15 protein-coding genes are annotated in these 22,687 nt (G+C 70.7%); 4 read left to right on the forward strand and 11 right to left on the reverse strand.

Annotated features, from left to right (window positions below; genetic code table 11):
- Window positions 1–105: 105 nt before the first annotated feature.
- Complete coding sequence (locus OHS71_RS11630) at window positions 106–2,226, reverse strand: DNA gyrase/topoisomerase IV subunit B (RefSeq protein WP_328479313.1); 2,121 nt, start codon at window positions 2,224–2,226, stop codon at window positions 106–108.
- A gap of 446 nt (window positions 2,227–2,672) precedes the next feature.
- On the opposite strand from OHS71_RS11630, the gene OHS71_RS11635 reads away from it, so the two are divergent.
- Window positions 2,673–2,903, forward strand: a complete 231-nt coding sequence (locus OHS71_RS11635; RefSeq protein ID WP_328479314.1) for a DUF7455 domain-containing protein — start codon at window positions 2,673–2,675, stop codon at window positions 2,901–2,903.
- 123 nt (window positions 2,904–3,026) lie between these two features.
- On the opposite strand, the gene OHS71_RS11640 is transcribed toward OHS71_RS11635, so the two are convergent.
- From OHS71_RS11640 to OHS71_RS11670, 7 genes are all read right to left on the reverse strand, one after another.
- Window positions 3,027–3,893, reverse strand: coding sequence for a S1 family serine peptidase (locus OHS71_RS11640; protein ID WP_328479315.1), 867 nt, complete (start codon window positions 3,891–3,893; stop codon window positions 3,027–3,029).
- 134 nt (window positions 3,894–4,027) lie between these two features.
- Window positions 4,028–5,569, reverse strand: coding sequence for an RNA polymerase sigma factor (locus tag OHS71_RS11645; protein WP_328479316.1), 1,542 nt, complete (start codon window positions 5,567–5,569; stop codon window positions 4,028–4,030).
- A 424-nt stretch (window positions 5,570–5,993) separates the two neighbouring features.
- Window positions 5,994–6,881: a FadR/GntR family transcriptional regulator gene (locus OHS71_RS11650; RefSeq protein ID WP_328479317.1), complete on the reverse strand. Its 888-nt coding sequence runs from the start codon at window positions 6,879–6,881 to the stop codon at window positions 5,994–5,996.
- Between the two features lie 162 nt (window positions 6,882–7,043).
- Window positions 7,044–9,485, reverse strand: a complete 2,442-nt coding sequence (locus OHS71_RS11655; RefSeq protein WP_443061143.1) for an ATP-binding cassette domain-containing protein — start codon at window positions 9,483–9,485, stop codon at window positions 7,044–7,046.
- Window positions 9,486–9,607: 122 nt separating this feature from the next.
- Complete coding sequence (locus tag OHS71_RS11660; protein WP_328479319.1) at window positions 9,608–10,366, reverse strand: NUDIX hydrolase; 759 nt, start codon at window positions 10,364–10,366, stop codon at window positions 9,608–9,610.
- Between the two features lie 129 nt (window positions 10,367–10,495).
- Window positions 10,496–12,421 carry a glycogen debranching N-terminal domain-containing protein gene (locus OHS71_RS11665; protein WP_328479320.1) on the reverse strand — a complete coding sequence of 642 codons (1,926 nt, stop codon included), beginning with the start codon at window positions 12,419–12,421 and terminating at the stop codon, window positions 10,496–10,498.
- A gap of 641 nt (window positions 12,422–13,062) precedes the next feature.
- Window positions 13,063–15,006, reverse strand: coding sequence for a DUF4192 domain-containing protein (locus tag OHS71_RS11670; protein ID WP_328479321.1), 1,944 nt, complete (start codon window positions 15,004–15,006; stop codon window positions 13,063–13,065).
- Between the two features lie 164 nt (window positions 15,007–15,170).
- On the opposite strand from OHS71_RS11670, the gene OHS71_RS11675 reads away from it, so the two are divergent.
- Both OHS71_RS11675 and OHS71_RS11680 read left to right on the forward strand, forming a co-directional pair.
- The gene (locus OHS71_RS11675) at window positions 15,171–17,336 is read left to right on the forward strand and encodes a RecQ family ATP-dependent DNA helicase (protein ID WP_328479322.1); all 2,166 of its coding nucleotides are present in this window, start codon (window positions 15,171–15,173) and stop codon (window positions 17,334–17,336) included.
- A gap of 343 nt (window positions 17,337–17,679) precedes the next feature.
- Window positions 17,680–18,300, forward strand: coding sequence for a hypothetical protein (locus OHS71_RS11680; protein ID WP_328479323.1), 621 nt, complete (start codon window positions 17,680–17,682; stop codon window positions 18,298–18,300).
- 389 nt (window positions 18,301–18,689) lie between these two features.
- Here OHS71_RS11680 and OHS71_RS11685 read toward each other — a convergent pair whose 3' ends face one another.
- The 3 genes from OHS71_RS11685 to OHS71_RS11695 all read right to left on the reverse strand — a co-directional run bounded on the left by OHS71_RS11685 (window position 18,690) and on the right by OHS71_RS11695 (window position 20,815).
- Window positions 18,690–19,328 carry a hypothetical protein gene (locus tag OHS71_RS11685; RefSeq protein ID WP_328479324.1) on the reverse strand — a complete coding sequence of 213 codons (639 nt, stop codon included), beginning with the start codon at window positions 19,326–19,328 and terminating at the stop codon, window positions 18,690–18,692.
- Window positions 19,329–19,396: 68 nt separating this feature from the next.
- Complete coding sequence (locus OHS71_RS11690) at window positions 19,397–20,098, reverse strand: ribonuclease HII (protein ID WP_328479325.1); 702 nt, start codon at window positions 20,096–20,098, stop codon at window positions 19,397–19,399.
- A gap of 93 nt (window positions 20,099–20,191) precedes the next feature.
- The gene (locus OHS71_RS11695) at window positions 20,192–20,815 is read right to left on the reverse strand and encodes a TetR/AcrR family transcriptional regulator (RefSeq protein ID WP_328479326.1); all 624 of its coding nucleotides are present in this window, start codon (window positions 20,813–20,815) and stop codon (window positions 20,192–20,194) included.
- A gap of 187 nt (window positions 20,816–21,002) precedes the next feature.
- Here OHS71_RS11695 and OHS71_RS11700 point away from each other — a divergent pair, with 187 nt between their 5' ends.
- Window positions 21,003–22,550 (forward strand): MFS transporter, encoded by a 1,548-nt coding sequence (locus tag OHS71_RS11700; protein ID WP_328479327.1) that lies wholly within the window; start codon window positions 21,003–21,005, stop codon window positions 22,548–22,550.
- The last annotated feature ends 137 nt before the right edge of the window (window positions 22,551–22,687 follow it).

Below are 22,687 nucleotides of genomic sequence, written 5' to 3' on the forward strand. Positions count from 1 at the left end.
AGCTGGGGTGGATCATGGGTGGATCTCCGACGGCCGGGGTTCTCCACCCGCGGGTGGAGAACCCCGGCCCGAAGCGCGCGAGACCGGTTGGCCCGAACGCAGCGGCTACGCGTCGATACGGGACCGGTCCAGCGTCGCCGCCGAGCTCGAGATGAACTCCTTGCGCGGCGCCACGTCATTGCCCATCAGCAGATCGAACACCTGCTCGGCCGACTCCAGGTCGGAGAGGTTGATGCGACGCAGGGTGCGGTGGCGCGGATCCATCGTGGTCTCGGCCAGCTGGTCGGCGTCCATCTCACCGAGACCCTTGTAGCGCTGGATCGAGTCCTTGTACCGGACACCCTTGCTCTGGAACTCCATGAGCTTGTCGCGCAGCTCGCGGTCCGAGTACGTGTACACGTACTTGTCCTGGCCCTTCCTGGGCTGGACGAGCTCGATGCGGTGCAGGGGCGGGACCGCCGCGAACACCCGGCCGGCCTCGACCATGGGCCGCATGTAGCGGTGGAACAGGGTCAGGAGGAGCGTCCGGATGTGGGAGCCGTCCACATCGGCGTCGGTCATCATGATGATCTTGCCGTAGCGGGCCGCGTCGATGTCGAAGGTGCGCCCGGAGCCCGCTCCTATGACCTGGATGATCGCGCCGCACTCGGCGTTCTTGAGCATGTCGGTCACGGACGACTTCTGGACGTTGAGGATCTTGCCCCGGATCGGCAGGAGCGCCTGGAACTCGGAGTTGCGGGCGAGCTTGGCCGTACCGAGCGCGGAGTCTCCCTCGACGATGAACAGCTCGCTGCGCTCGACGTCGTCGCTGCGGCAGTCTGCGAGCTTCGCGGGCAGGGACGAGGACTCCAGAGCCGTCTTGCGGCGCTGCGCGTCCTTGTGCTGACGGGCGGCGATACGCGTCCGCGCGGCGGCGACCGCCTTCTCCATGACGACCCGCGCCTGAGCTGCGGCATCGCGCTTGGCGGAGGTCAGGAACGCCTTGAGCTCCCTGGCGATCACGGTGTTCACGATGCGCCGGGCCGCCGATGTGCCGAGGACCTCCTTGGTCTGGCCCTCGAACTGGGGCTCGGCCAGGCGGACGGTGACCACTGCGGTCAGGCCCTCCAGGGCGTCGTCCTTGACGATGTCGTCCTCGGCGACGCGCAGCAGTTTCTTCGCCCGCAGCACCTCGTTCATCGTCTTGGCGACCGCCTGCTCGAAGCCGGCGACATGGGTGCCGCCCTTGGGCGTGGCGATGATGTTGACGAACGACTTGAGGTTCGTGTCATAGCCGGTGCCCCAGCGCATCGCCACATCGACGCCGAGCTCACGGGTGACCTCCGTCGGCGTCATCTGCCCGTGCTCGTCCAGGACCGGGACGGTCTCCTTGAAGGTCCCCTGTCCGGTGAAGCGGAGGACGTCGCAGACGGGCTTGTCGGCGGCCAGGTACTCGCAGAACTCGCTGATGCCACCGTCGAAGCGGAAGGACTCCTCGCCCTTGCTGCCCCCCTCACCGAGGCCGTACTCGTCGCGGACGACGATGGTCAGGCCGGGCACCAGGAACGCGGTCTGCCGAGCACGCTGGTGCAGGTTCTCGAGGGAGAGCTTGGCGTCCTTGAGGAAGATCTGCCGGTCGGCCCAGTACCGCACCCTCGTGCCGGTGCGGTTCTTGGCGATCCTCTTGACCTTGCGCAGGCCGCCCGTCTCGAACTTGGAGTCGGGGCCGTCGGCGGCGAAAGCACCCGGCACTCCACGCCGGAAGCTGATCGCGTGCGTGTTTCCATTGCGGTCCACCTCGACGTCGAGCCGGGCGGACAGGGCGTTGACCACGGAGGCACCGACGCCGTGCAGGCCGCCGGAGGCGGCGTAGGAGCCGCCGCCGAACTTGCCGCCCGCGTGCAGCTTGGTCATGACGACCTCGACGCCGGACAGGCCCGTCTTGGGTTCGACGTCGACGGGAATGCCCCGGCCGTTGTCGCGGACCTCGACCGAGGCGTCGTCGTGGAGGATCACCTCGATGTGGTCGCAATAGCCGCCCAGGGCCTCGTCGACGGAGTTGTCGATGATTTCCCACAGGCAGTGCATCAGACCACGGCTGTCGGTCGAGCCGATGTACATACCCGGGCGCTTCCGCACGGCCTCGAGGCCCTCGAGGACGAGCAGGTGCCGCGCGGTGTAGTTGGAACCGTCCCGGTCTGCTCCTGCCAGCAGCGCTGTGGACGGCACGGACGTTTCGGCGGTCACGCGGTTCGCTCCTCGCTGAATTTCACTTGGGGCCCTTCTGGGTAAGGGCGCGGCTTGGGTAGCCGCCAAGAGGGTACCGAGGCCTGGTAGAGCCGTTGTAACGCCACCCTCGTCCCAAACTCAGACTAGTCCAGCGTCGCATGCGTGTTCGATCCCTCGTTGGAGTGAAGTACATATCACGTTCCCTTCGAGGCATGAACCATTTAGGCTCCGGGCACGTCCTCATGAACAAACCGGCAAGCCAGCCGGGAGGATGGAACCATGACCGACAGCGCGAAACCGTAAGCACTACAAGACCACGCAATACGGCACATTCGCCGCCAAACCGGCAGCAGACGGCCACCTCGGAAAGATTTTTTCGAGGACAAGCCACGAGCGGGAACGTTTTGGGGCTGGTTGGATGTTGACCCTGGTACGACAGCTCGTCGAGCTAGAGAAGAGGCGACGTGACTACTGTTCTGACCCCCGCGAGCCCGCTGACGGCCGCTGACCGCTGCGACCGCTGCGGCGCCCAGGCGTACGTACGCGTCGTGCTGCTCAGCGGCGGAGAACTGCTCTTCTGCGCCCACCACGGCCGCAAGTTCGAGCCGGAACTCAAGAAGATCGCCGCTGAGATACAGGACGAGACAGAGCGGCTGACGACCGTTCCGGCCTCCAGTTCGGAAGAAGAGCGCTGATCTGCGCGTCCCACGACGAGCCAGAACCGGCACAGGCCGGTATGCGGGCGGGCGTCCCTGCTTTCAGGGGCGGCCGCCCGCTCCTCATGGCACCTCGCGGTGCCATGAGTGGCTCAGACTGGCTCAGACGCCCTCAGAGGGCTTTGTGGAGCTTTCCGAGGTACGCGCCCACCCGAGTGTCCGGACGGCGTCCGACACGCGCGTGTAGACGCCGGGGCTTCCCGGCCTCCCACAGCCACTGCCCCACGACACGAGCCCGATGACCCGGCCCTGGGCGACCAGCGGCCCGCCACTGTCCCCCTGACAGGCGTCACGACCGCCTCGCGCCTCCCCGGCGCACACCATGCTCCGCGCGTCGTAGGTGCCGTCGGTGTTGCCGGGATACGCCCGCTCGCACTGTGCGTCGGCCAGCACATGCACCCGAGCCGCCCGCAGGGTGCGGGCGTAGGCACCGAAACCGGTCACGTCGCCCCAGCCGTAGACGACGGCCTCCGTCCCGGCCTTGTACGCCGCATCACCCTCCCCGGCCATGGCGATGACGGCACCCGCGGGAAGTGGCGCGGCAAGGGTGAGTACCGCGAAGTCCCCGGCGTTGCTGGAAGCGTCGTAGCCCGGGTTCACCCAGACACTGCGCACGGAGACCTCCTGCCCGGCGTCCGCGTACAGGTCCGTACGGCCCGCGACGACCTTCAGGTCGGCCAGTTTGCCCGGCGGTACGCCCAGGACGTCCTCGCCCATGCAGTGGGCCGCGGTGAGCACGATGGACGGGCCGACCGCCACGCCTCCGCAGAACTGCCCGGAACGCATGCCTCCGAACCGGTCACGGCTGGACAGCGCGACCGTCCACGGGCTCTGGGAGATGTCGACCGGGAAGCCCCCCACCACCACGCCGTCTGAGGCCGCCGGCGCGGCAGAGGCCATGGGTATGGCGATCGCCACGGCCGCCAGGATCAGCGGCCGGGACAGGGCCCGGACAAGGGGACGACGCATACGCGCTCCTCACTCAGAAGTGATCGATGAACACCCAGAGTGATCCAGGGCGAGGTGTCCCGCACCCCCACGCCGACGCCGAAGGCCCGGCCCCCTGACGGGAGACCGGGCCTTCGGCGTCGTACGATCGCGACCTAGTCGAGGTAGTCGCGCAGCACCTGCGAACGGGACGGGTGGCGCAGCTTCGACATGGTCTTGGACTCGATCTGACGGATGCGCTCGCGCGTCACGCCGTAGACCTTGCCGATCTCGTCGAGGGTCTTCGGCTGACCGTCGGTGAGACCGAACCGCATGGAGACGACGCCCGCCTCGCGCTCGGACAGCGTGTCGAGGACGGAGTGCAGCTGCTCCTGGAGGAGCGTGAAGCTGACCGCGTCGGCCGGGACGACCGCCTCGGAGTCCTCGATGAGGTCACCGAACTCGCTGTCGCCGTCCTCGCCCAGGGGGGTGTGCAGGGAGATGGGCTCGCGGCCGTACTTCTGGACCTCGATGACCTTTTCCGGGGTCATGTCGAGTTCCTTGGCCAGCTCCTCCGGGGTGGGCTCGCGGCCCAGGTCCTGGAGCATCTGACGCTGCACACGTGCGAGCTTGTTGATGACCTCGACCATGTGCACCGGGATACGGATGGTGCGGGCCTGGTCGGCCATCGCGCGGGTGATCGCCTGACGGATCCACCAGGTGGCGTACGTGGAGAACTTGTAGCCCTTGGTGTAGTCGAACTTCTCGACCGCGCGGATCAGACCGAGGTTGCCCTCCTGGATGAGGTCCAGGAAGAGCATGCCGCGACCGGTGTAGCGCTTGGCCAGCGAGACCACCAGACGGAGGTTGGCCTCCAGCAGGTGGTTCTTGGCTCGGCGGCCGTCCTCGGCGATGATCTCCAGCTCGCGCTTGAGCTTGGGGGCGAGCTTGTCGGCGTTGGCCAGCTTGTCCTCGGCGAACAGACCGGCCTCGATGCGCTTGGCGAGCTCGACCTCCTGCTCGGCGTTGAGCAGCGGGACCTTGCCGATCTGCTTGAGGTAGTCCTTCACCGGGTCGGCGGTGGCACCGGCCACGGCGACCTGCTGGGCGGGCGCGTCGTCCTCGTCGTCGTCGGAGAGGACGAAACCCTTGTTCTCGGTCCCCTCCTCTTCCTCCTCGCCGGGCTTGACGTCCTCGAGGACCTCTTCCTCGCCGGCCTCGGCGTCGTCCTTGCCGCCTGCGGTCTTCTTGGCCGCCGTCTTCTTGGCGACGGTCTTCTTCGCGACCGCCTTCTTGGCGGTCGTCTTCTTGGCAGCCGCCTTCTTGGCAGGGGCGGCTTCCTCTGCGGGATCGTCCACAGCGGGGGCGGCCGGGGTGGCCGGGGCGGCCGTGGCAGTGGCCTTCCTCGTGGTCACGGCCTTCGCCGCGACCGTCTTGGTGGCGGTGCGCTTGGCCGGACTCTTCGCTGCGACGCTCTTTCGGGTGCGCTTGGGCTCCGCGGCACTGACCATCAGCGTCACACCCTCTTCCTCGAGGATCTGGTTGAGGCTGCGCAGTACGTTCTTCCACTGAGTGGCCGGAATCTGGTCAGCTTCGAAGGCCCGACGCACATCGTCGCCGGCGATCTGCCCCTCAGCCTTTCCCCGCTCAATGAGCGCCATGACAGAGACGGACTCGGCGATCTCCGGCGGGAGCGTACGGGATGTGCTGGCCGACACGAACAACCTCTCGGAACGTTGGAAAACGGCTTCCGGCCCCGTCCGTGACGGACAGGAACCGACCACCGGCCTGGGGTGGGCCGACGGCGCGGGCGGGGACCGGGAGGATTCACAGCGCCTTGAACGGCGTCCGTATTCCCTCCGCGGCTGTCACCTCTTAGGTCATCGCGTTGTTTCCACAAGCGTTACGCCCAATCTTCGTGGCCCGAGTCACACCCCGTAAGCGTTCAAAAGTGATCAGACGCGGGCAGAGGAGGTCACCCGTGAAGCCTACCTGTAGCGCCGCCACCGATTCCGCCACGTAGGCCGTCGGACCCCGCAGGCCCCCTGACGGGTTCTGCGGGGTCCGACGGGAGTCCGGGTGGCGCGGCCGAGCACACGGGAGGGAGAAGGTGTCCCCGGACCGGCCCCCCGCGCGGTGCGGTCAGTGCTCGCGCGGCGCCGGGACGACGCGCTCCACCTCGGGATGAACGGTGAGCAGCTGCCGCATGGCCACCTCGGCCGCCGCCCCGTCGCCGGCCGCGAGGGCGTCCGCGATCCGCCCGTGATGTCCCAGCGACGCGTCGTTCGGCCGGTCACAGCCCGTGACCGGCCCGCCGGACACATGGAGGGCGGACGACACGATGCCGGAAAGGTGCTCCAGCATGCGGTTGCCGGCGAGCTGGATGAGCAGAGAGTGGAACTCTGCGTCGGCCCGGGAGTAGGTGAGCCCGTCGCCCTGCGCCGTGGCATGCCCCATGATCTCGACCATGTCGGAGAGCCGCTGCTGGACGTCTGCACGCCCGTGCCCTGCGGCGAGCCGGGCCGCAAGCGGTTCGATCGTCCAGCGCAGCTCGCTGAGCTCGCGCCGCTGATCGTCGCGCTGAGGGCCGAAGGCCCGCCACTCGATGATGTCCGGGTCGAGAAGGTTCCAGTCACTCACGGGACGCACGCGTGTGCCGACGTTCGGCCGGGCGCTGACCAGACCCTTGGCCTCGAGGACACGCAGCGACTCGCGAACGACGGTGCGGGACACCTCGAACCGCTGACCGATCTCCTCGGGCACCAGCGGCCGGTCGGCGCCCAGATCACCGGAAACGATCATCTGGCCCAGTTGCTGGACGAGTTGGCCGTGCAGCCCGCGTCCACGGTTGCCCGCGGTGCGGCGGCCCACACGGCCAAGCTCCGGCTCCGCGGACTCCCACACGGGGGCTCCGACGCGTTCGGTCACAGGGGCTTCGGCGAACGGATAGCGGTCGAGTTCGCCCGGGCCGGCCAGACCGGAGTCGGTGGAGCGGGCGGCGGTCATCATGGTGTGCGCAAGGGTACTCACGGATCCTTTGTCGGCGTCGCTCCCAACTCCCTTGAGGTCTTTGGTGAAAAGCACACGAAAGGGTGATCGCTCACCCCGTCGCAATTGACGCCTTATCGGAAAGAAATGGGCTTTCTCCGGGGAGTTGCGCACATACAGGGATCGGTTCGGCCCGGACGGTGGTCATCGGGCCTTGCTCCGCAGGGTCGTGAGCAGGTAAGCGCACAGCAGGGCGGTCAGGGACAACGCCATTGCCCCGCCGACCGGTTGGACGATCACACGTGCCGCAGCTGCCAGGTAGCGGTCTCCCCCGAAGGGCCACTGCATGAGAAGTGTTTCACGCAACCGGACCGAAAATCCGGTCGCCGTCCGCACGGACGCGCTCTCCACGGCCCTCTGCACGACGGGCAGGACAACGACGGGCATCGCGACCACCGCCGCGAGGCCGGCCGTGGTGGAGCGGAAGACCCCGGCGGCGAGCACACCGGTCCAGGCACAGCCGACCACGAGGCCGAGCCAACTCGCGCTCAGCGACAGCCAGTCCTCGGGAACTCGCGCGACCTCCCGTCCGTAGACGAGATACAGCGCTTCGGCGTCGCAGCCCACCGTCAGGAAGGCCAGCATCAGGGCGGTGAGCGCGGCCACCAGGAGCTTGGCGGTGAGTACCCCCAGCCTCCGGGGCACGGTACCTCGGTCCGCAGCCAGGGCGGGGTGGCGGAACTCGTCTCCGAAGGCCAGGGCGCCGAGCAGCCCCGCACCGAGCGCCGCGGGCGGCAGCGGAAGCTGTACGGGCCACCCGGCCAGCAGCCGCGCCTGTGAGGTGTGACCGACGCGGGCCAGGAGTACGGCGGTGAGGGCGGAGGCGACCAGCACCGCTGCGCCGGTGCGGAATCCGGTGCCGATGCCGGCGGCGCGACGGAGTTCGTAGCGCAGCGGACGCAACGGGCCGGGGGCGGACCGGACGGCGATAGGGGGCGGCAGGGCGGGCAGGATATCGAAGTTGCGGGACGCGGAAGGGCGCGGTGAGCGCCGGGCCGGGGCCGTGGCAGACACCGGCGGGGAGGCGGGGGAAGGGGCGGCCGGGGTGGCGCGGTCGCTCTCGTCCACCTGCTCGGGGCGCGGGAGCCCATGGGCGAGCAGGTCTGCTGGGGTGCCCGGTTCGATCGCGGGGTTCCGTCCAGGGACAGCCCGGGACTCCGTCGCGCTCGGGGTCTCGGCAGCCTGGCCCTCGGCAACCAGGGTCTCCGCGGCCACGGCCGCCGTCGCGTCCGAGGGCTCCGCAGCCGGGTCGTCTGCGGCTGTTGCGGTGACACCGGTCGAGGAGTCGCCGTCACGAGCCAGGACGTCGTCGTGAGGTGGCGCGTCGACCGGCCCGTGCGAGGTGGGGCGAGTCGACTGTGCCTCGCCGGACCCACGTGGCGCGACCGCGATGCCGGTGTGCGGGGCGCCACTCGCCGCATGGACGTCTTCCCGAGCTTGCGTGTGTTCCGGGTTCTGCTCGATGGCTGCGACGGTGGTCGGCGCCCGGTCCCCGGCGACCTGGATCGCCTGCTTCGAGGGATGCGGGGTGGCCGGTTCTCCCACCGCGGCGTTCGGCTCCGCCCGTCCCGACGAACGCCGGGTTGCCGGCTCCCCCTCCAGGATGTTCAGGTCCGCCTCCGGGGTGTTCGGATCCGCCGCTCCCGGGAAGCACGGCCCCGCCTCGGGGCGCGTCCGCCGCGCATTCACCGCGCCCGCTCCCGGCCCCATGTCCCCCGTCTCGTCCGCGAGTTGATGCACCAGGATGTTGTGCCGGAATGCCGTCTCTCCGACGTGGGCACAGCTACTGCCGTACACGGAGAGTCGGTTGCCGTCCTCCTCGATCACCTCGACGGAGCACTGTGCGGCTCGGGCCTCCCTGGTGAGCAGGGTGGCGAGACGCACGGCGTGGGGACTGCGGACGACGACCCTGGGGCGCAGCCGGGTGCGGGCGAAGTCGGCGGCTTCCTGATCCGCGACGAGTGTGCCGTGGTCCAGGGTGACGACCCGGTCGGCGGTGCGAGCGGCCTCTTTGGGGTCGGTCGTGGTCGTCAGGACCGTGCCGCCCTGGTCCGCGTGTGTGCGCAGCATCCCGTACAGCCAACGGTTCTCGCGTCCGGAGAGCCCGCGGGCCGGATCGTCGAGGACGAGAGTGTGCGGGTCCGCGAGGAGAGCACAGGCCAGGCCCAGTCGCCGGTCCATGCCGCGGGACAGGCCGCCGAGGCGTTCGTCCCGCAGGCCGACCAGGCCGACCACCTCGAGCACTTCGTCGGCCCGCCGCGCCGGAACGCCGACTGCCGCGCACAGCATGCGCAGATGGCCGCGGACCGTGCGGGCGGGATGCCCCGGCACGTCACCGAGGAGCACGCCGATCTCACGTGAGGGGTGGGCGATGCGGTGCAGCGGACGGCCTCTGAAGTAGGCGTGGCCGCGGCCCGGCTGCAATTGGAGCATCAGTCTCAGCAGTGTGGTCTTGCCCGCGCCCGGCGCTCCGAGCAGCACGGTGACGCGGCCCGCGCGCGCCTCGAAGGAGACATCGTCGACGGCGGGCGGAAGCGCCTTGCGGGAGTCGCTGGTCAGTCCGAAGGCCTGGATCACCCGTAGCAAGATAGCGACCCATATCCGATTTTTACGGACACCGCACGGGGGCATCGTCCGTCCGGTTGAGCGGAACCCGCCGCTTCGGCCGGGGTCTCACCCCCGGCTTCAGCGGCCGCGGCGGGCCGAGGTCACACCTCGGGCCGCAGCATCGGCGGGTTGAGGAGGGTCGCGCCGCCCGCCCGGAACAGCTGGGCGGGGCGGCCTCCCTGCCGTGTGGTGGTGCCACCGGTGGGCACCAGGAATCCGGGTGTGCCGGTCACCTTGCGGTGGAAGTTCCGCGGGTCCAGCGCCACTCCCCACACCGCCTCGTAGACGCGGCGGAGCTCGCCGACCGTGAACTCGGTGGGGCAGAACGCGGTCGCGAGGGACGAGTACTCGATCTTGGAACGGGCCCGTTCTACGCCGTCCGCGAGGATCTGGGCGTGGTCGAAGGCCAGCGGCGCGACCGGCTCCTCCTCCCAGCCGTACCCACCGTGCTCGAGCAGCTCGTCGACCGGGGCCCAGCGGGCGTTGCTGGCGTCTCCGCCCGCTCGCGGAGCCGGAAGGTCCGGCGCGAGCGCCAGATGCGCGACGCTCACGACGCGCATCCGGGGGTCCCGCTTGGGATCTCCGTAAGTGGCGAGCTGCTCCAGATGGGCACCGTTGTCGTGAGCCGGAGCCGAGGGGTCGTGGGCCCGCAGTCCGGTCTCCTCGGCCAGCTCGCGGGCCGCGGCCTGGGTGAGGTCCTCGTCCTCCCGCACGAAACCGCCCGGGAGCGCCCATCGCCCCTGGAACGGCGCCTCACCCCTGCGCACCGCCAGCGCGCACAGGGCGTGGCGGCGCACGGTCAGCACGACCAGGTCCACGGTGACGGCGAAGGGCGGAAAGGCTGACGGGTCGTAGGGCATGCGGCGATCATAGTCGTCTTCCTGACGATAAACACTCCCTTCGTCGGCCGCTTCCATGGCCGAACCACTCGGTACCGAACGGCCGCCGCCCCTCGACGGGAACGCAGTCCGGATGCACGTCGTACGAGGTCACACTCCCAGTTGGAGTCCCCCGGCCGCCTCCTCGACCATGGCAAGACCGAGCCGGCTGACCCGTACGGAGAAGGGGGCGCCCGCAACCCGCAGGCCGGTCAGGCCGATCTCCCCCAGGGGCGCGTTGCGCAGAGGGCGCAGGGTGACGGTCCCGGCCGGGGCATCGGGCCGGACGCCGGCCAGGGTGGTGAGAAGCAGGACCCCTGCCGCCGCTGCCGTGGCGGCGGGACGACAGGCGGCCGGATGAGGAAGGGGGGCTCCCCCGTCACCGCGCTGCTCCCCCGCGTACATCTCGGGAAGGCGGTGCCCGAAGATCTCGGCCGCCGCCAGGAGCCCTCGCAACAGTGCGGAGCCCTCCTTCTCGTAGCCCGCGGCTGCCAGACCGGCGACGGCGATCGCCGTTTCGTGCACCCGGACGGCGCCACTGCGGTGACCGAAGGGGTTGTAGCCGGTTTCCTTCGCCCCGAGGCCTCGCAGACCCCAGCCCGAGTCCATGACGGGGCTGCCCAGGAGACGGGCGAGCTGTTCGGTCTGCACCCTGTCCAACAGCCCGGCGGCATGGACGCCGCCGCCCAGCAACCCGGTGTCGAGGAGGTGGACGGCCGTAGCGCAGAGATGGGACAGCGGCCGCCCGTCCGCGGTTCGGGCGGCCGCGGGTCTGCCGCCTCCCGGGGTGTCGATCCAGAAGTCCCGCCGGAAGGTGGCCCGCAGTTTGCGGGCCCACTCCCGCAGCCCGTCGCCGCCCGGCCGGGCGCAGGCGTCGAGCAGGTCGGCGCCCAGCAGCGCGGCCCGGTGGGCGTGAGCCTGGGTCTCGCAACGGACGGGGCCGCCGGGTTGGGGATCACTCAGGTAGGGCCCCTCGCCGACCGTGGTGCGCAGCCAGGTCAGGCAGCGCTCGGCCGTCGGCAGCAGTTCCTCCGTCTCCTGATCGGGCAGGCCCCAACGGCGGGCCTCCGCGAGGAGCACCGGGAAGAGCAGGGTGGCCTCCGTTCCCGTACAGCCCGGGGGAAGGTGCGCGCCCGCGTCCCGCCGGGGGCCGGGGATCATGCCGCACCGTGGTCCCGGCCCGGTGACCTGGGTACGGGCCAGCGTGCGCAGTGTCCCGGCGGCGAGGCGGGTACCGAGCGGCAGAGTCATACGGGCCGCCGCGAGCGCCTCGGCCGGAGCCAGGCCGCAGCGCCAGGGCACCCCTGCGGCGAGATGCGTGTCCGCGGGGTGCGTGGGATCCCGCACCAGCAGGGCTTGGAGATCGGCGATGCTCGTCGCCAGGAGCGCCCTGGCGCGCGAATCGTCGCCCGCCGCACGGGCGTGGGCCAAGGGGCTGGAAGCCGCCCGGCCCACGGCCCGGGCCTGCCCGCCTGCGGCACCGTCCAGGCGGACCCTCAGCTCCACGTGCACGATGCCGCCGGGGGGCAGCTCGAACTCCCAGCGCAGCATGCCCGCGGAGGCGATCGCGTCGGTCGGGGGCGGGTCGGCGGTCACGCACGAGGCCGCGGTGGCGCAGGACCACCGCAGACCGGAGTCGTGGACGCTGGCGGGCAGCTCGGCTCCCACGGTGCCCGCCGCGATCGCCCCAAGGTCGGCCAGATCGGTGCCGAGGACCACCTCGACCGGGAGGCGCAGCGGCCGGTCGGCGGCACTGTGCAGCGTGATGCGCTCCGTGCCGTCGGCGGACCGCGTCCGTTCGACGATGACGTCCGGATCCGGGCCGCCGTGCGGGGTGACCCGCAGCGCGCCGACGAAACGGGCCCGGTCGGCCGACGTCATCCGGGCCTGGACCGCCAGCGGCTCGCGTCCCGCCACCCGGACCTGGCAGCGGGACAGGATGCGCCGACCCGCCCGGTAGAACCCCTCCAGCCCACGCCCTGTCAGCTGCCCCTGCTCCGTCGAGATGGCGAGGCCCGGCAGGGCGACGCAGATCATCGCCGTGTGGGCAGCGGGCAGGCCTACTGAGCGCTGCCGGGCCGGTGCCCCGGTCGGAGGTCCGGCCACCCTGGACGAGGGCGTCTGCGGGCGACGCGCCGTGCCCGGCGACCCGAAGGACGGCCGAGGGGCTGTACCGCGGACGCCGCGGTCGACGGACGGGACCGGGCCGCTGTCAGGCCCTGGGGCGCCCGCGGGACGGGCCGGTCCCGCAACGGTGCGGCTGGAGCGTTCGTCGGCGGCGGAGGGCGGAGTCGGCTGATGCATGCGTGACTTCTTCTGCTCTCTGTGCGCCTCGGACAGGGTCGAGGCCGGTCGGGAGGCTCCGGCAGGGCGGGGTTCGCGGTGGCGGCACGACCCGTGCAGGCGTTCCGCCACTCAGGTGAACGGGCCGGGGCTCCCCCGGGTCACGCCCCTGAGTCGCAGGCCTCACCGAATGGCCGCCGGATCGGCATGCGCCGGGCCGGTTGCGGTACGCCGGCCGGTTGCGGGGCTTGCCGGACCAGCGTGGGGGCAGGCCGGGCCGCTCCAAGGTGATGCCCGCGACAGGCGACTGAAGGGCCGGGCAGGTGCCGGTGCGGCTTCGGTCCTCGTGGGCCGACCACCGGCCCGTCCCCCGCACCACGGCGGCCGGGTTGGCTTCACCCCTTCCCCCTGCTGCCGCCGCAGTCGGGCCGCAGACCTTCCGCGGACTCGCCACGACGGCCTGTGGGTGCTTTCCCCGCAGGACGCGGACGGGATCCTCCTCGGTTCGACGCAGCCGGATGCGTGGGCTGCGGCCTCGGCGACCGATTGCGCAGGTCATTTCCCCCATGCGCACGGCGTTCCCGTTCCTGGCCCTCTTCCGCTTCGGCCGCAGCCTGTGCGTGGTCCACGCCGCCACCGGTGGGACGGACGCGGCGGCGCCTTCGAGCGCCCGGGGTCACGGCCGTCGACATGAGCTCCGAGACGTGTGCCGCCGGGCTGTGCGGGGCCGAGCCGACGGCGCCCTGCGCTTCACCGGCGCGGTCCACGTCCTCGGCGTCGCGTGCGCCGTCGCCGTCCGCCGAGGCGCCGGAGCGCATGCCCTCGCCGGAGCAGTTCCCAGGGCTGGAGCAGTTCCCGGGGCTGGGGTGGCGTCCGCGGCAGGAACAGTTCTCCCCTTCCGAACAGCTGAGGACGGCGGGCTCGTGTCCGTCCTGTGTGCCGCGGAGGCGTGCTGTTGCACGACCGTTCGAGGGGATCTCCGTCCCGGGTGTGCGCTGTGGGCCCTCGGAGTCCTCGGGCGCCACTGCACCGGCCGGGCTTCCGGCTGCTGTGTGCTCCTTGTGTCCCTCGCGCTCGGCCCGCAGGCAGCGTCGTACCGACTCGGGGTCCAGGCCTTCGTTGCATGCCTGGTGCAGCAGTCGGGCGAAGAGATAGTCCGGGTCCGCACCCAGCGCCATGGCGAGTGCCTCCCTGGCCTCGAGTTCGTCGCCGCTGGACCAGGCGACCCAGCCGGCCAAGGTCAGGGGCGCCGCCGCGTGTTCGCCGTAGGGTCCGACGCAGCGCCGCGCAAGAGCCCGCCAGAGACGAAGGGCGGGGGCCGCCTCGTCGCCCTCCATCCACTGCGCGGCCCGGTCACGCGTCACCCGGTCCTGAAGGCCGAGGATCAACGCCGCGGCTTCGTCGAACCCGAGCAGTTCGTCGTCCCGGTGGTCCGCCAGGAGGACGCCCGGGACGACCGTCGACTCGGCGTAGCGACGCATGACCCGTCGGGCCAGTTCCAGCGTCTCCTCGGCCACCGCGGGGCGGCTCGCCTCGTCGAGGATCCCCGGGACGAGCGTCTGGCCGGCGGTGTCCAGGGCGACCTCCTGTTCCAGTGCGGCACCGGTCTCCAGCGGTAGCAGCCGGGCCCGCAACTCGCGCAGGGTGCCCCGGACCTGAATCCCCGCGTAGGTCGCCGCCGCGGCCAGCACCGAGGTGCCGGGCAGCCCCATCGGTACACCTTCGGCGGGGCAACAGCCCCTGCCGCCGCAGCAGTACGACCAGAACCGGCCGTCGGAGATGCACAGCGCCTCGATCACGGGGACGTCGAGGTGTCCGCATTCGAGACGCAGTCGGTGGGCCAGCGCCTGGAGCCGTTCCATGACCTGCCGGCCTGTCTCCCCCTTCGCCGGTTCCTGGCACAGATAGGCGACCATCTGCGCGGGCCTGGTGCCCCGGCGCTCGCTGCCCTTCACCAGTCCTCGCGCCAGCTGCTGGGCCACGGCTCCCCAGTCGTCCGGGTTCGCGGGAATACCGAGCCGGGCGCGGCCACCGAACCGGCCCCGTCCGTCCCGGTCGTGCAGGGCGACCAGCACGATGCTGTCCTCCGGCCGGTATCCGAGCAGATAGGGCAGGGCGTCGGCCAGCTCCCCGGGGGTGCGCAGGGTGACCTGGTGGCCGGCGGGGCTTGCGCCGTACTCGGCGTTGGCGCCGTACATCGTGTGGTTCACGTACGCCGTGTGGTCGCCGTTCGCCGACAGTTCCTCGTCCGGGACGCTTCCGGCGCTGCCGTCGCACCCGTCCCGTCCCGTGATGTCGCCGTTTTCGGGGGAACCAGTGGTTTCGCTGTGATTCGTCATGCCCAGACGATCTCGCGGATCACGAGGTCCCGTTTGAGCCTGTGGATAAGTCCGATCAGGAGCACGTCAGACGTACGGATACACAGCGCCGCGACGCCACCGAGCGGCACCCTGCCGCGACCGTCCCCGGCCGGATTGTCGGCGCCGTCCTGTTGTATGGAGGCATGGAGCACACGAGCAACGCGGATCTCCGGGCCGACGCCGACACCGTCCTCGCCCGCCTGGTCGGGGACGCCACGGGCGTGGCCCGCCTTCGCGAGGACCAGTGGCGGGCGATCGAGGCGCTGGTCGCGGACCGGCGCCGGGCCCTGGTGGTGCAGCGGACGGGATGGGGCAAGTCCGCCGTCTATTTCGTGGCGACCTCCCTGCTCCGGGCCCGCGGTGCCGGCCCCACGGTGATCGTCTCTCCGCTGCTCGCCCTGATGCGCAACCAGGTCGAGGCGGCGGCCCGGGCCGGTATCCACGCACGCACGATCAACTCCTCGAACACCGAGGAGTGGGACACCGTGCAGGCCGAGATCGCCGCCGGCGAGGTCGACGTCCTGCTGGTCAGCCCGGAGCGGCTCAACAACCCGGACTTCCGTGACGAGGTACTGCCCGCGCTGGCCGCCGCGACCGGCCTCCTCGTGGTCGACGAGGCCCATTGCATCTCCGACTGGGGTCACGACTTCCGCCCGGACTACCGTCGGCTGCGGACCATGCTCGCCGACCTCCCGCCGGGCGTACCGGTACTCGCGACCACCGCGACCGCCAACGCGCGCGTGACCGCGGATGTCGCCGAGCAGCTCGGCACCGGCGGCACCTCGGACGCCCTGGTGCTGCGCGGACCGCTGGACCGCGAGAGCCTCAGCCTGAACGTGCTGCGCCTGCCCGACGCCGCGCACCGGATGGCATGGCTCGCCGATCACCTCGACGACCTCCCCGGCTCCGGAATCGTCTACACCCTCACTGTCGCCGCGGCGGAGGAGGTCACCGCCTTCCTCCGGCAGCGCGGGCACATCGTCACCTCGTACACCGGGCGCACGGAGAACGCCGACCGGCAGCAGGCCGAGGAGGACCTGCTGGCCAACAAGGTCAAGGCGCTGGTCGCCACCTCCGCGCTCGGCATGGGCTTCGACAAGCCCGACCTCGGGTTCGTCGTACACCTGGGCTCGCCCTCCTCCCCGATCGCGTACTACCAGCAGGTGGGCCGCGCAGGACGGGGTGTCGAGCACGCGGAGGTGCTCCTGCTGCCCGGTAAGGAGGACGAGGCGATCTGGGAGTACTTCGCGTCCCTCGCCTTCCCGTCGGAGGAGCTGGTGCGCCGCACGCTGGATGTCCTCGCCCGCACGGAGCGGCCCGTGTCGCTGCCCGCCCTGGAGCCCCTGGTGGAGCTGCGCCGCTCCCGTCTGGAGACCATGCTCAAGGTCCTCGACGTGGACGGGGCGGTCAAGCGGGTCAAGGGCGGCTGGCTGGCGACGGGGCAGCCCTGGCGGTACGAGACCGAGCGGTACGAGTGGGTCGCCCGCCAGCGCAAGGCCGAACAGGAGGCGATGCGGCAGTACGCCTCGACCGCCGACTGCCGGATGGAGTTCCTTCAGCGCCAGCTCGACGACGAGGGCGCCAAGCCCTGCGGACGCTGCGACAACTGCGCGGGGGCGCGTTACGCCGCCGAGACGTCCACGGCCTCGTTGGACGCCGCACGGGTGGATCTGGGCCGTGCGGGAGTCGAGGTGGAGCCCCGCCGGATGTGGCCGACAGGGCTCCCGGCGATCGGCGTGGAGCTCAAGGGGCGTATCCCGGCCGGCGAACAGGCGTCGACCGGCCGAGCGTTGGGGCGCCTGTCGGACATCGGCTGGGGCAACAGGCTCCGCCCGATGCTCACCGCCCAAGCACCCGACGAGCCGGTTGCGGACGACGTGGCGAGGGCTGTGGTGGGCGTGTTGGCCGACTGGGCGAAGGGGCCAGGCGGTTGGGCCTCCGCAGCTGCCGACGCCTCGCCGCGTCCGGTCGGTGTGGTCACCCTCGCCTCACGCACACGACCGCGTTTGATCCACTCACTCGGCACACGCATCGCGGAGGTCGGACGGCTTCCGCTCCTGGGCTCGGTGGAGTACAACGCCGACTCCTCGCCGGTCTCCCGGAGCAACAGCGCCCAACGTCTCAAAGCGCTCCACGGCATGCTGGAAGTGCCGCCCTCGCTCGCCGCCGCGCTCGCCGAGGCCGGCGGTCCGATTCTCCTCGTGGACGACTACATGGAGACGGGCTGGACCCTCGCGGTCGCGGCCCGGGTGCTGCGCCGTGCGGGCGCACAAGGGGTGTTGCCCCTGGTGCTCGCGGTGCAGGGTTGACCACGGGCAGCAACCGATGGTGCCCGTCACGGACGTTGCGAGCCGGCCTGCGACGGTGCTTCGGTGCCTGCGTGCCGTCGAACATGCGGCGTCAGCAGCTCTTCCGAGGCGTGGGCTGTGGGCTCACGTGTCCTTCCTCGAATCACTGGGTAAGGATATAAGTCACTCATCGTCACATAACGGTCGGTGGCCCCAATTGCTCGTTGCCGCATCCAAGTTCGACAGGAAGAATTGAGCTCCGCTCCCCGCACGGCTTGTCCGTAGTCCGGTAGGGCTCTGCTGCGGCGTGCGCTCCCCCGAACCCGACCCGCCCGCAGTGTGGGCCGTAGCCGAAGGGAGGATCGTGACCTTCGGATTCGCTCCGTCCTCGGCGGCATCGTTGTCGCCGTCCACGTCCGCCACCTCCGCCACTCGCTTGCTCGAGCCTGCCGAATGGGCCGCGGCCGGCATCCCTCTCCTGCGCAACCCGCGGGAAGTCGTCAGCGGGCTGCACTCGCGGCACAGGCCACGGCCGGCCACCGCGGTGGTGGCCGTACTGGACCCGGACGAACGGGTGCGTGCCAGCGCCTCGTTCACCCGGCGCCAGGCCTCGTCCGACGGCTGGATGTTCCGCAACGCCCTGCTCGCCCAACTGCGCCGCGTCATCCCGCACGATCTGCGACTGCGCACCCCCGTGCGCACCGCCGTGCTGCTCTACTGCCGTGACGGCGACGCGCGGTGGACGGAGGAGGACGGGGCGTGGATGTGGGGGCTGCGGGATGCGTGCACGCTGCACGGGCTGCGCTGCGGGGCGTACATCACCCTCACCCGGGACGGCTGGCAGGTCCTCGGGGAGGGGCGCGGAGGACGACGGCCGCACGCGGATTCGACGCCGGAGCCGTTCGCCCTGTCCGAGGCCCCGCCACCGCTGCCCCGGACCGGCGGTGCCGCCTCGGAGGTCCTGCGCCGCGCCGCCGCCCGCTGAGGAGCGATCGTCACGCTCGGTGGCCCTGACCACGGCCGCCGCAGGCGCCGGGCGTGAGCCGAACAGCCGGAGAAGCGCCGGCCCCGAGAGGCGCAGGCCGCCAGGGCCTGGCGTCTCTCGTCGCGCACGGTGCCGAACCGCCCTCCGCGATGCGGGGGTCCTCACTGTGGATCGGGACCGTCCGCTCGTCGGCGGTCGGTCAGCGCCCACGACATGAACTTCCTCGAGGCGCCTCAGGTCGGGCGGCCGGGAGTGCCTGCCGGGTGCACCGAGACCCACCCCGCCCCCCGGCCGTCCCAGCACTCAATAGTGCCGCCAGGGCACACGACAGAGGCGCCGCACCAGCGACGCCTCTGTGACCCTGGCGCTCGTCGGCCTGCCGGAGCGGGCTAGACGCCCACGCCCAGGGCCGCGTTGATCTGCTGCGGGTCACCACAGACGATCAGCAGGGCGGCGGCTCGAGCGCGGGCCAGCGGCAGAGCGGTGGCGGCCACGGTGTCGGGACCGCCGTTGACGGCGACCACGACGACGGGACGCACGCCCGCCCGCTCCACGGCGGCGGCATCGGCGTAGAAGACGTCGTCTGCCGCGTCGTGCTGCGCCCAGTAGGGGGCCTCGCCGAAGGACAGTTCGTGGGCGGCCCAGGGGTGCTGTTCGCCGGTGGTGAGCACCAGCACTTCCCCCGGGGCCCGGCCCGAGTCCAGGAGGACGTCCACGGCCTCCTCCGCGGCGTCCAGCGCGCCCTCGGCCGAGGCCGGGATCAACTGGACCTGGGGGGTCACCGGAGCGGGCGCGGTGACGGCAGTAACGGCCGGGGCCGAAGGCCCCGGCTTGGCGGCCGTGTCACGCGGCATGCGTTGCGCCGGCGGCGTGGGCCGAAGGGGTCCGGGACGCCCGGGACGCGACGGAGCCGCGGGACGGGGTCCGGGTACGGGTCGAGGGGTCGGCGCTGTGCGGCCGCTGGCCGGAGTGGCGCGGGGACCCTGGGCACTCTCGTGAATCTGAGGCTCCTCGGGAATGAGAGGCATGAGCTGTTGTCTATCAAACGGTGGTGCGGCGAGCGCCAGCGGGTGGCACGTCGGTGCGGCCGGAATCGTCAGAAGTCGAAGCCGAGTTGCCCTTCGACCGCCGGAGCGCTTCCGTTGGCCCAGCTGCGGGCTTTCTTGAGGTGCCGCCACTGGGGCAGCGCATCAAGATACGCCCACGACAACCGGTGGAGCGGAGTGGGGCCCCGCTCCTCCAGTGCGGCCTTGTGGACGGGCGACGGATACCCGGCGTTGTCCGCAAAGGCGAAGTCTGCATGGTCGATGCCCAGTTCTGCCATCATTTTGTCGCGCTGCACCTTGGCGATCACCGAGGCCGCCGCGACCGCCACGCAGGACTGGTCCCCTTTGATCACCGTACGGACCTTCCACGGGGCACCGAGATAGTCGTGCTTCCCGTCGAGGATCACCGCGTCCGGGCGGATCGGGAGGGCCTCCAGGGCGCGCCCGGCGGCGAGACGCAGCGCGGCGGTCATCCCCAGGTCGTCGATCTCTTCGGGAGATGCGTGGCCCAGGGCGTGGCACGTCACCCACGGCAGCAGCAGCTCGGCAAGTTCGGTACGCCGCTTGACGGTGAGCAGCTTGGAATCGGTGAGACCTACGGGGGGCCGGCGAAGTCCGGTGACCGCCGCGCAGACGGTGACAGGGCCGGCCCACGCACCGCGGCCCACCTCGTCGACACCGGCAATGATCTTCGCTCCGGTCGTGGCGCGGAGGGAGCGCTCGACGGTGTGGGTGGGTGGTTCGTACGGCATGGCGCCCTTAGATTACGCCGCCCGGGTCACCTGGCGACACCCCGGTCCGCACCTGCCCCGTACCGACCGGCCGCCGGGGAACCGGATCCACGCTCAGGGCCTGGTCGGCCGCAGCAACGGCATCATGAGCCGGTCGATCATCTCATCGAGATCTTGATCATTCCATTCACATCCGCACATTTTTGTTCGATACATCATCATGGCCGGAATGACATCGAAAACATAACCGTCCGCGGCGTCAGGCCGTACTTCACCTCGGCCGATGCCGCGGTTGACCACCTCCCGCAGGAGCTTGACGGTGGGCTCCACCACCCCTTCGACGATCAAGGTATGGAAGCGCTCACCCTGGATGGGATCGCATTCGTGAATGATCGAACGCAACGCGAAACCAGGGCGGGAGAACATCGCGTCACGCGCGTCGCGGCACAGCGCCATCAGATCCGCGCGCACGCTGCCCAGATCCGGCGCGGCATCCAGCCGGGGCAGACCGGCCCGCAGAGCATCCGCGACCAGCGCCTCCTTGGACGGCCAGCGTCGATAGACCGCGGCCTTGCCGGTCTGGGCCCCGGCCGCCACACCTTCCATCGTGAGGCCGTTCCAGCCGACGGTGCCCAACTGCTCCAGCGTGGCATCGAGAATCGCACGTTCGAGCACGGCGCCGCGCCGGCGGGGAGAGGACGCCGGGGCAGGGGCGGCCGTCCAGCGCGAAGTAACCATCTGAGTGTCTCCAGCGAGCAGAAGAAGCGGGGATCAAGGGGTGGAGCGAGGCTCTGCACGACCGCGACGGGGGATACGCCGAGAGGCGACACCGCGAGTGAACGCTTGCGTTCACTACGAGAGACTCACTACCGTTGACGGGCCAGTGAACGCCACCGTTCACTAATGCCTTTGTGGGGGACTCATCGTGACAACCTCTCAGCTGACCAACAAACAGAAACCAGGGCTGGCCCGCCGGGAGGGACACCCCGGCATCGCACTCACCGTGATCGCCGCCTGCCAACTCATGGTGGTGCTCGACGCCACGATTGTGAACATCGCACTGCCGCACATTCAAGACGCGCTCGAGTTCAGCACCACCGATCTCACCTGGGTGGTCAGCGCCTACACGCTCACCTTCGGCGGCCTGCTGCTGCTCGGCGCCCGAGCCGGCGACATCCTCGGCCGGCGCCGGGTGTTCATGGCCGGCATCCTTCTCTTCACCTTCGCCTCGCTTCTGGGCGGCCTGGCCCAGGAACCCTGGCAGCTGCTCGCCGCACGCGCCCTGCAAGGCGTGGGAGGCGCCATCGCGTCGCCCACCTCGCTGGCGCTCATCACGACGACGTTTCCCGAGGGTCCGGAACGCAACCGGGCCTTCGGGGTCTTCGCGGCGGTCTCCGCGGGCGGCGGCGCCATCGGTCTGCTCGCCGGCGGCATGCTCACCGAATGGCTCGACTGGCGCTGGGTGCTGTTCGTCAACGTACCCATCGGTGTACTCATAGCCTTCCTGGCGCCGATCTACATCAGCGAGTCCGAGCGACACCCCGGGCGCTTCGACATCGCCGGCGCCCTGACCTCGACCGCCGGGATGGCGTCCCTGGTCTACGCCTTCATCCGGGTGGCGGAGGAAGGCTGGCGGGACGGCCTGACCCTCGGCGCCTTCGCGGCCGCATTGATCCTGCTGGCGGCTTTCGTGTTCACGGAGAGGCGGGCCAAGGAGCCGATCACCCCACTGAGGATGTTCGCCGACCGCAACCGCTCCGGCACGTACGTGATCATGCTGAGCCTCGCCGCGGCCATGTTCGGGATGTTCTTCTACATCGTGCTCTTCGTGCAGAACGTGCTGGGCTACAGCCCGATCAAGGCCGGCCTCGCCTTCCTCCCCGTCACGGTCGCCATCGCGGCGGGCGCGGGGCTGTCCCAGCGCTTCCTGCCCTCCGCCGGTCCCAGGCCGTTCATGCTGGCCGGTTCGGCCCTCGTGGCGCTCGGCCTCACCTGGCAGGCCTTCATCAGCCCGGACAGCTCCTATGTCGGCGGGGTGCTCGGACCGATGGTGGTCTTCGGCTTCGGCATGGGGCTGAACTTTGTGACGGTGACGGTCACCGCCGTCTCGGGTGTCGCCCAGCACGAAGCGGGCGCCGCGTCCGGTCTGCTCAACGCAACGCAGCAGGTGGGGGGTTCGCTCGGCCTGTCCATACTGACGACGGTCTTCGGCTCTGCGAGCAGGGACGAGGCGGAGCAGCAACTGCCGAAGTTCCTCGCCGACGGATCCGCGGAGCAGAAGGCCGAGTTCGCCAAGACGCACCAACTGCCCGCTCCTTGGGGGCACGAGGTACTGGCCCACGGCATCTCGACGGCCTTCGTCCCGGCCGCCGCGATGGCCGTGCTCGCCCTGGTGACGGCCTGGTTCGTCATCCGCGTGCGAAAGAGCGACCTGGAGGCGCTGTCCGGAGGGGCTGCCCCCACGGTCGGCTGACGGGCTGCTCACACCGGCTGCCCCGGGGCCGCCAACGCCTGTCAGCGTGCAGGCGGGTCCACCGCCTCGGGGTCGGCCGGTCAGGCAACTCAGGATCACCGGCATGATCACCAACGGATCGAACCTCACACGTCACC

The sequence above is a fragment of the Streptomyces sp. NBC_00377 genome (genome assembly GCF_036075115.1).
In the GTDB taxonomy this organism is placed as follows: Bacteria; Actinomycetota; Actinomycetes; order Streptomycetales; family Streptomycetaceae; genus Streptomyces.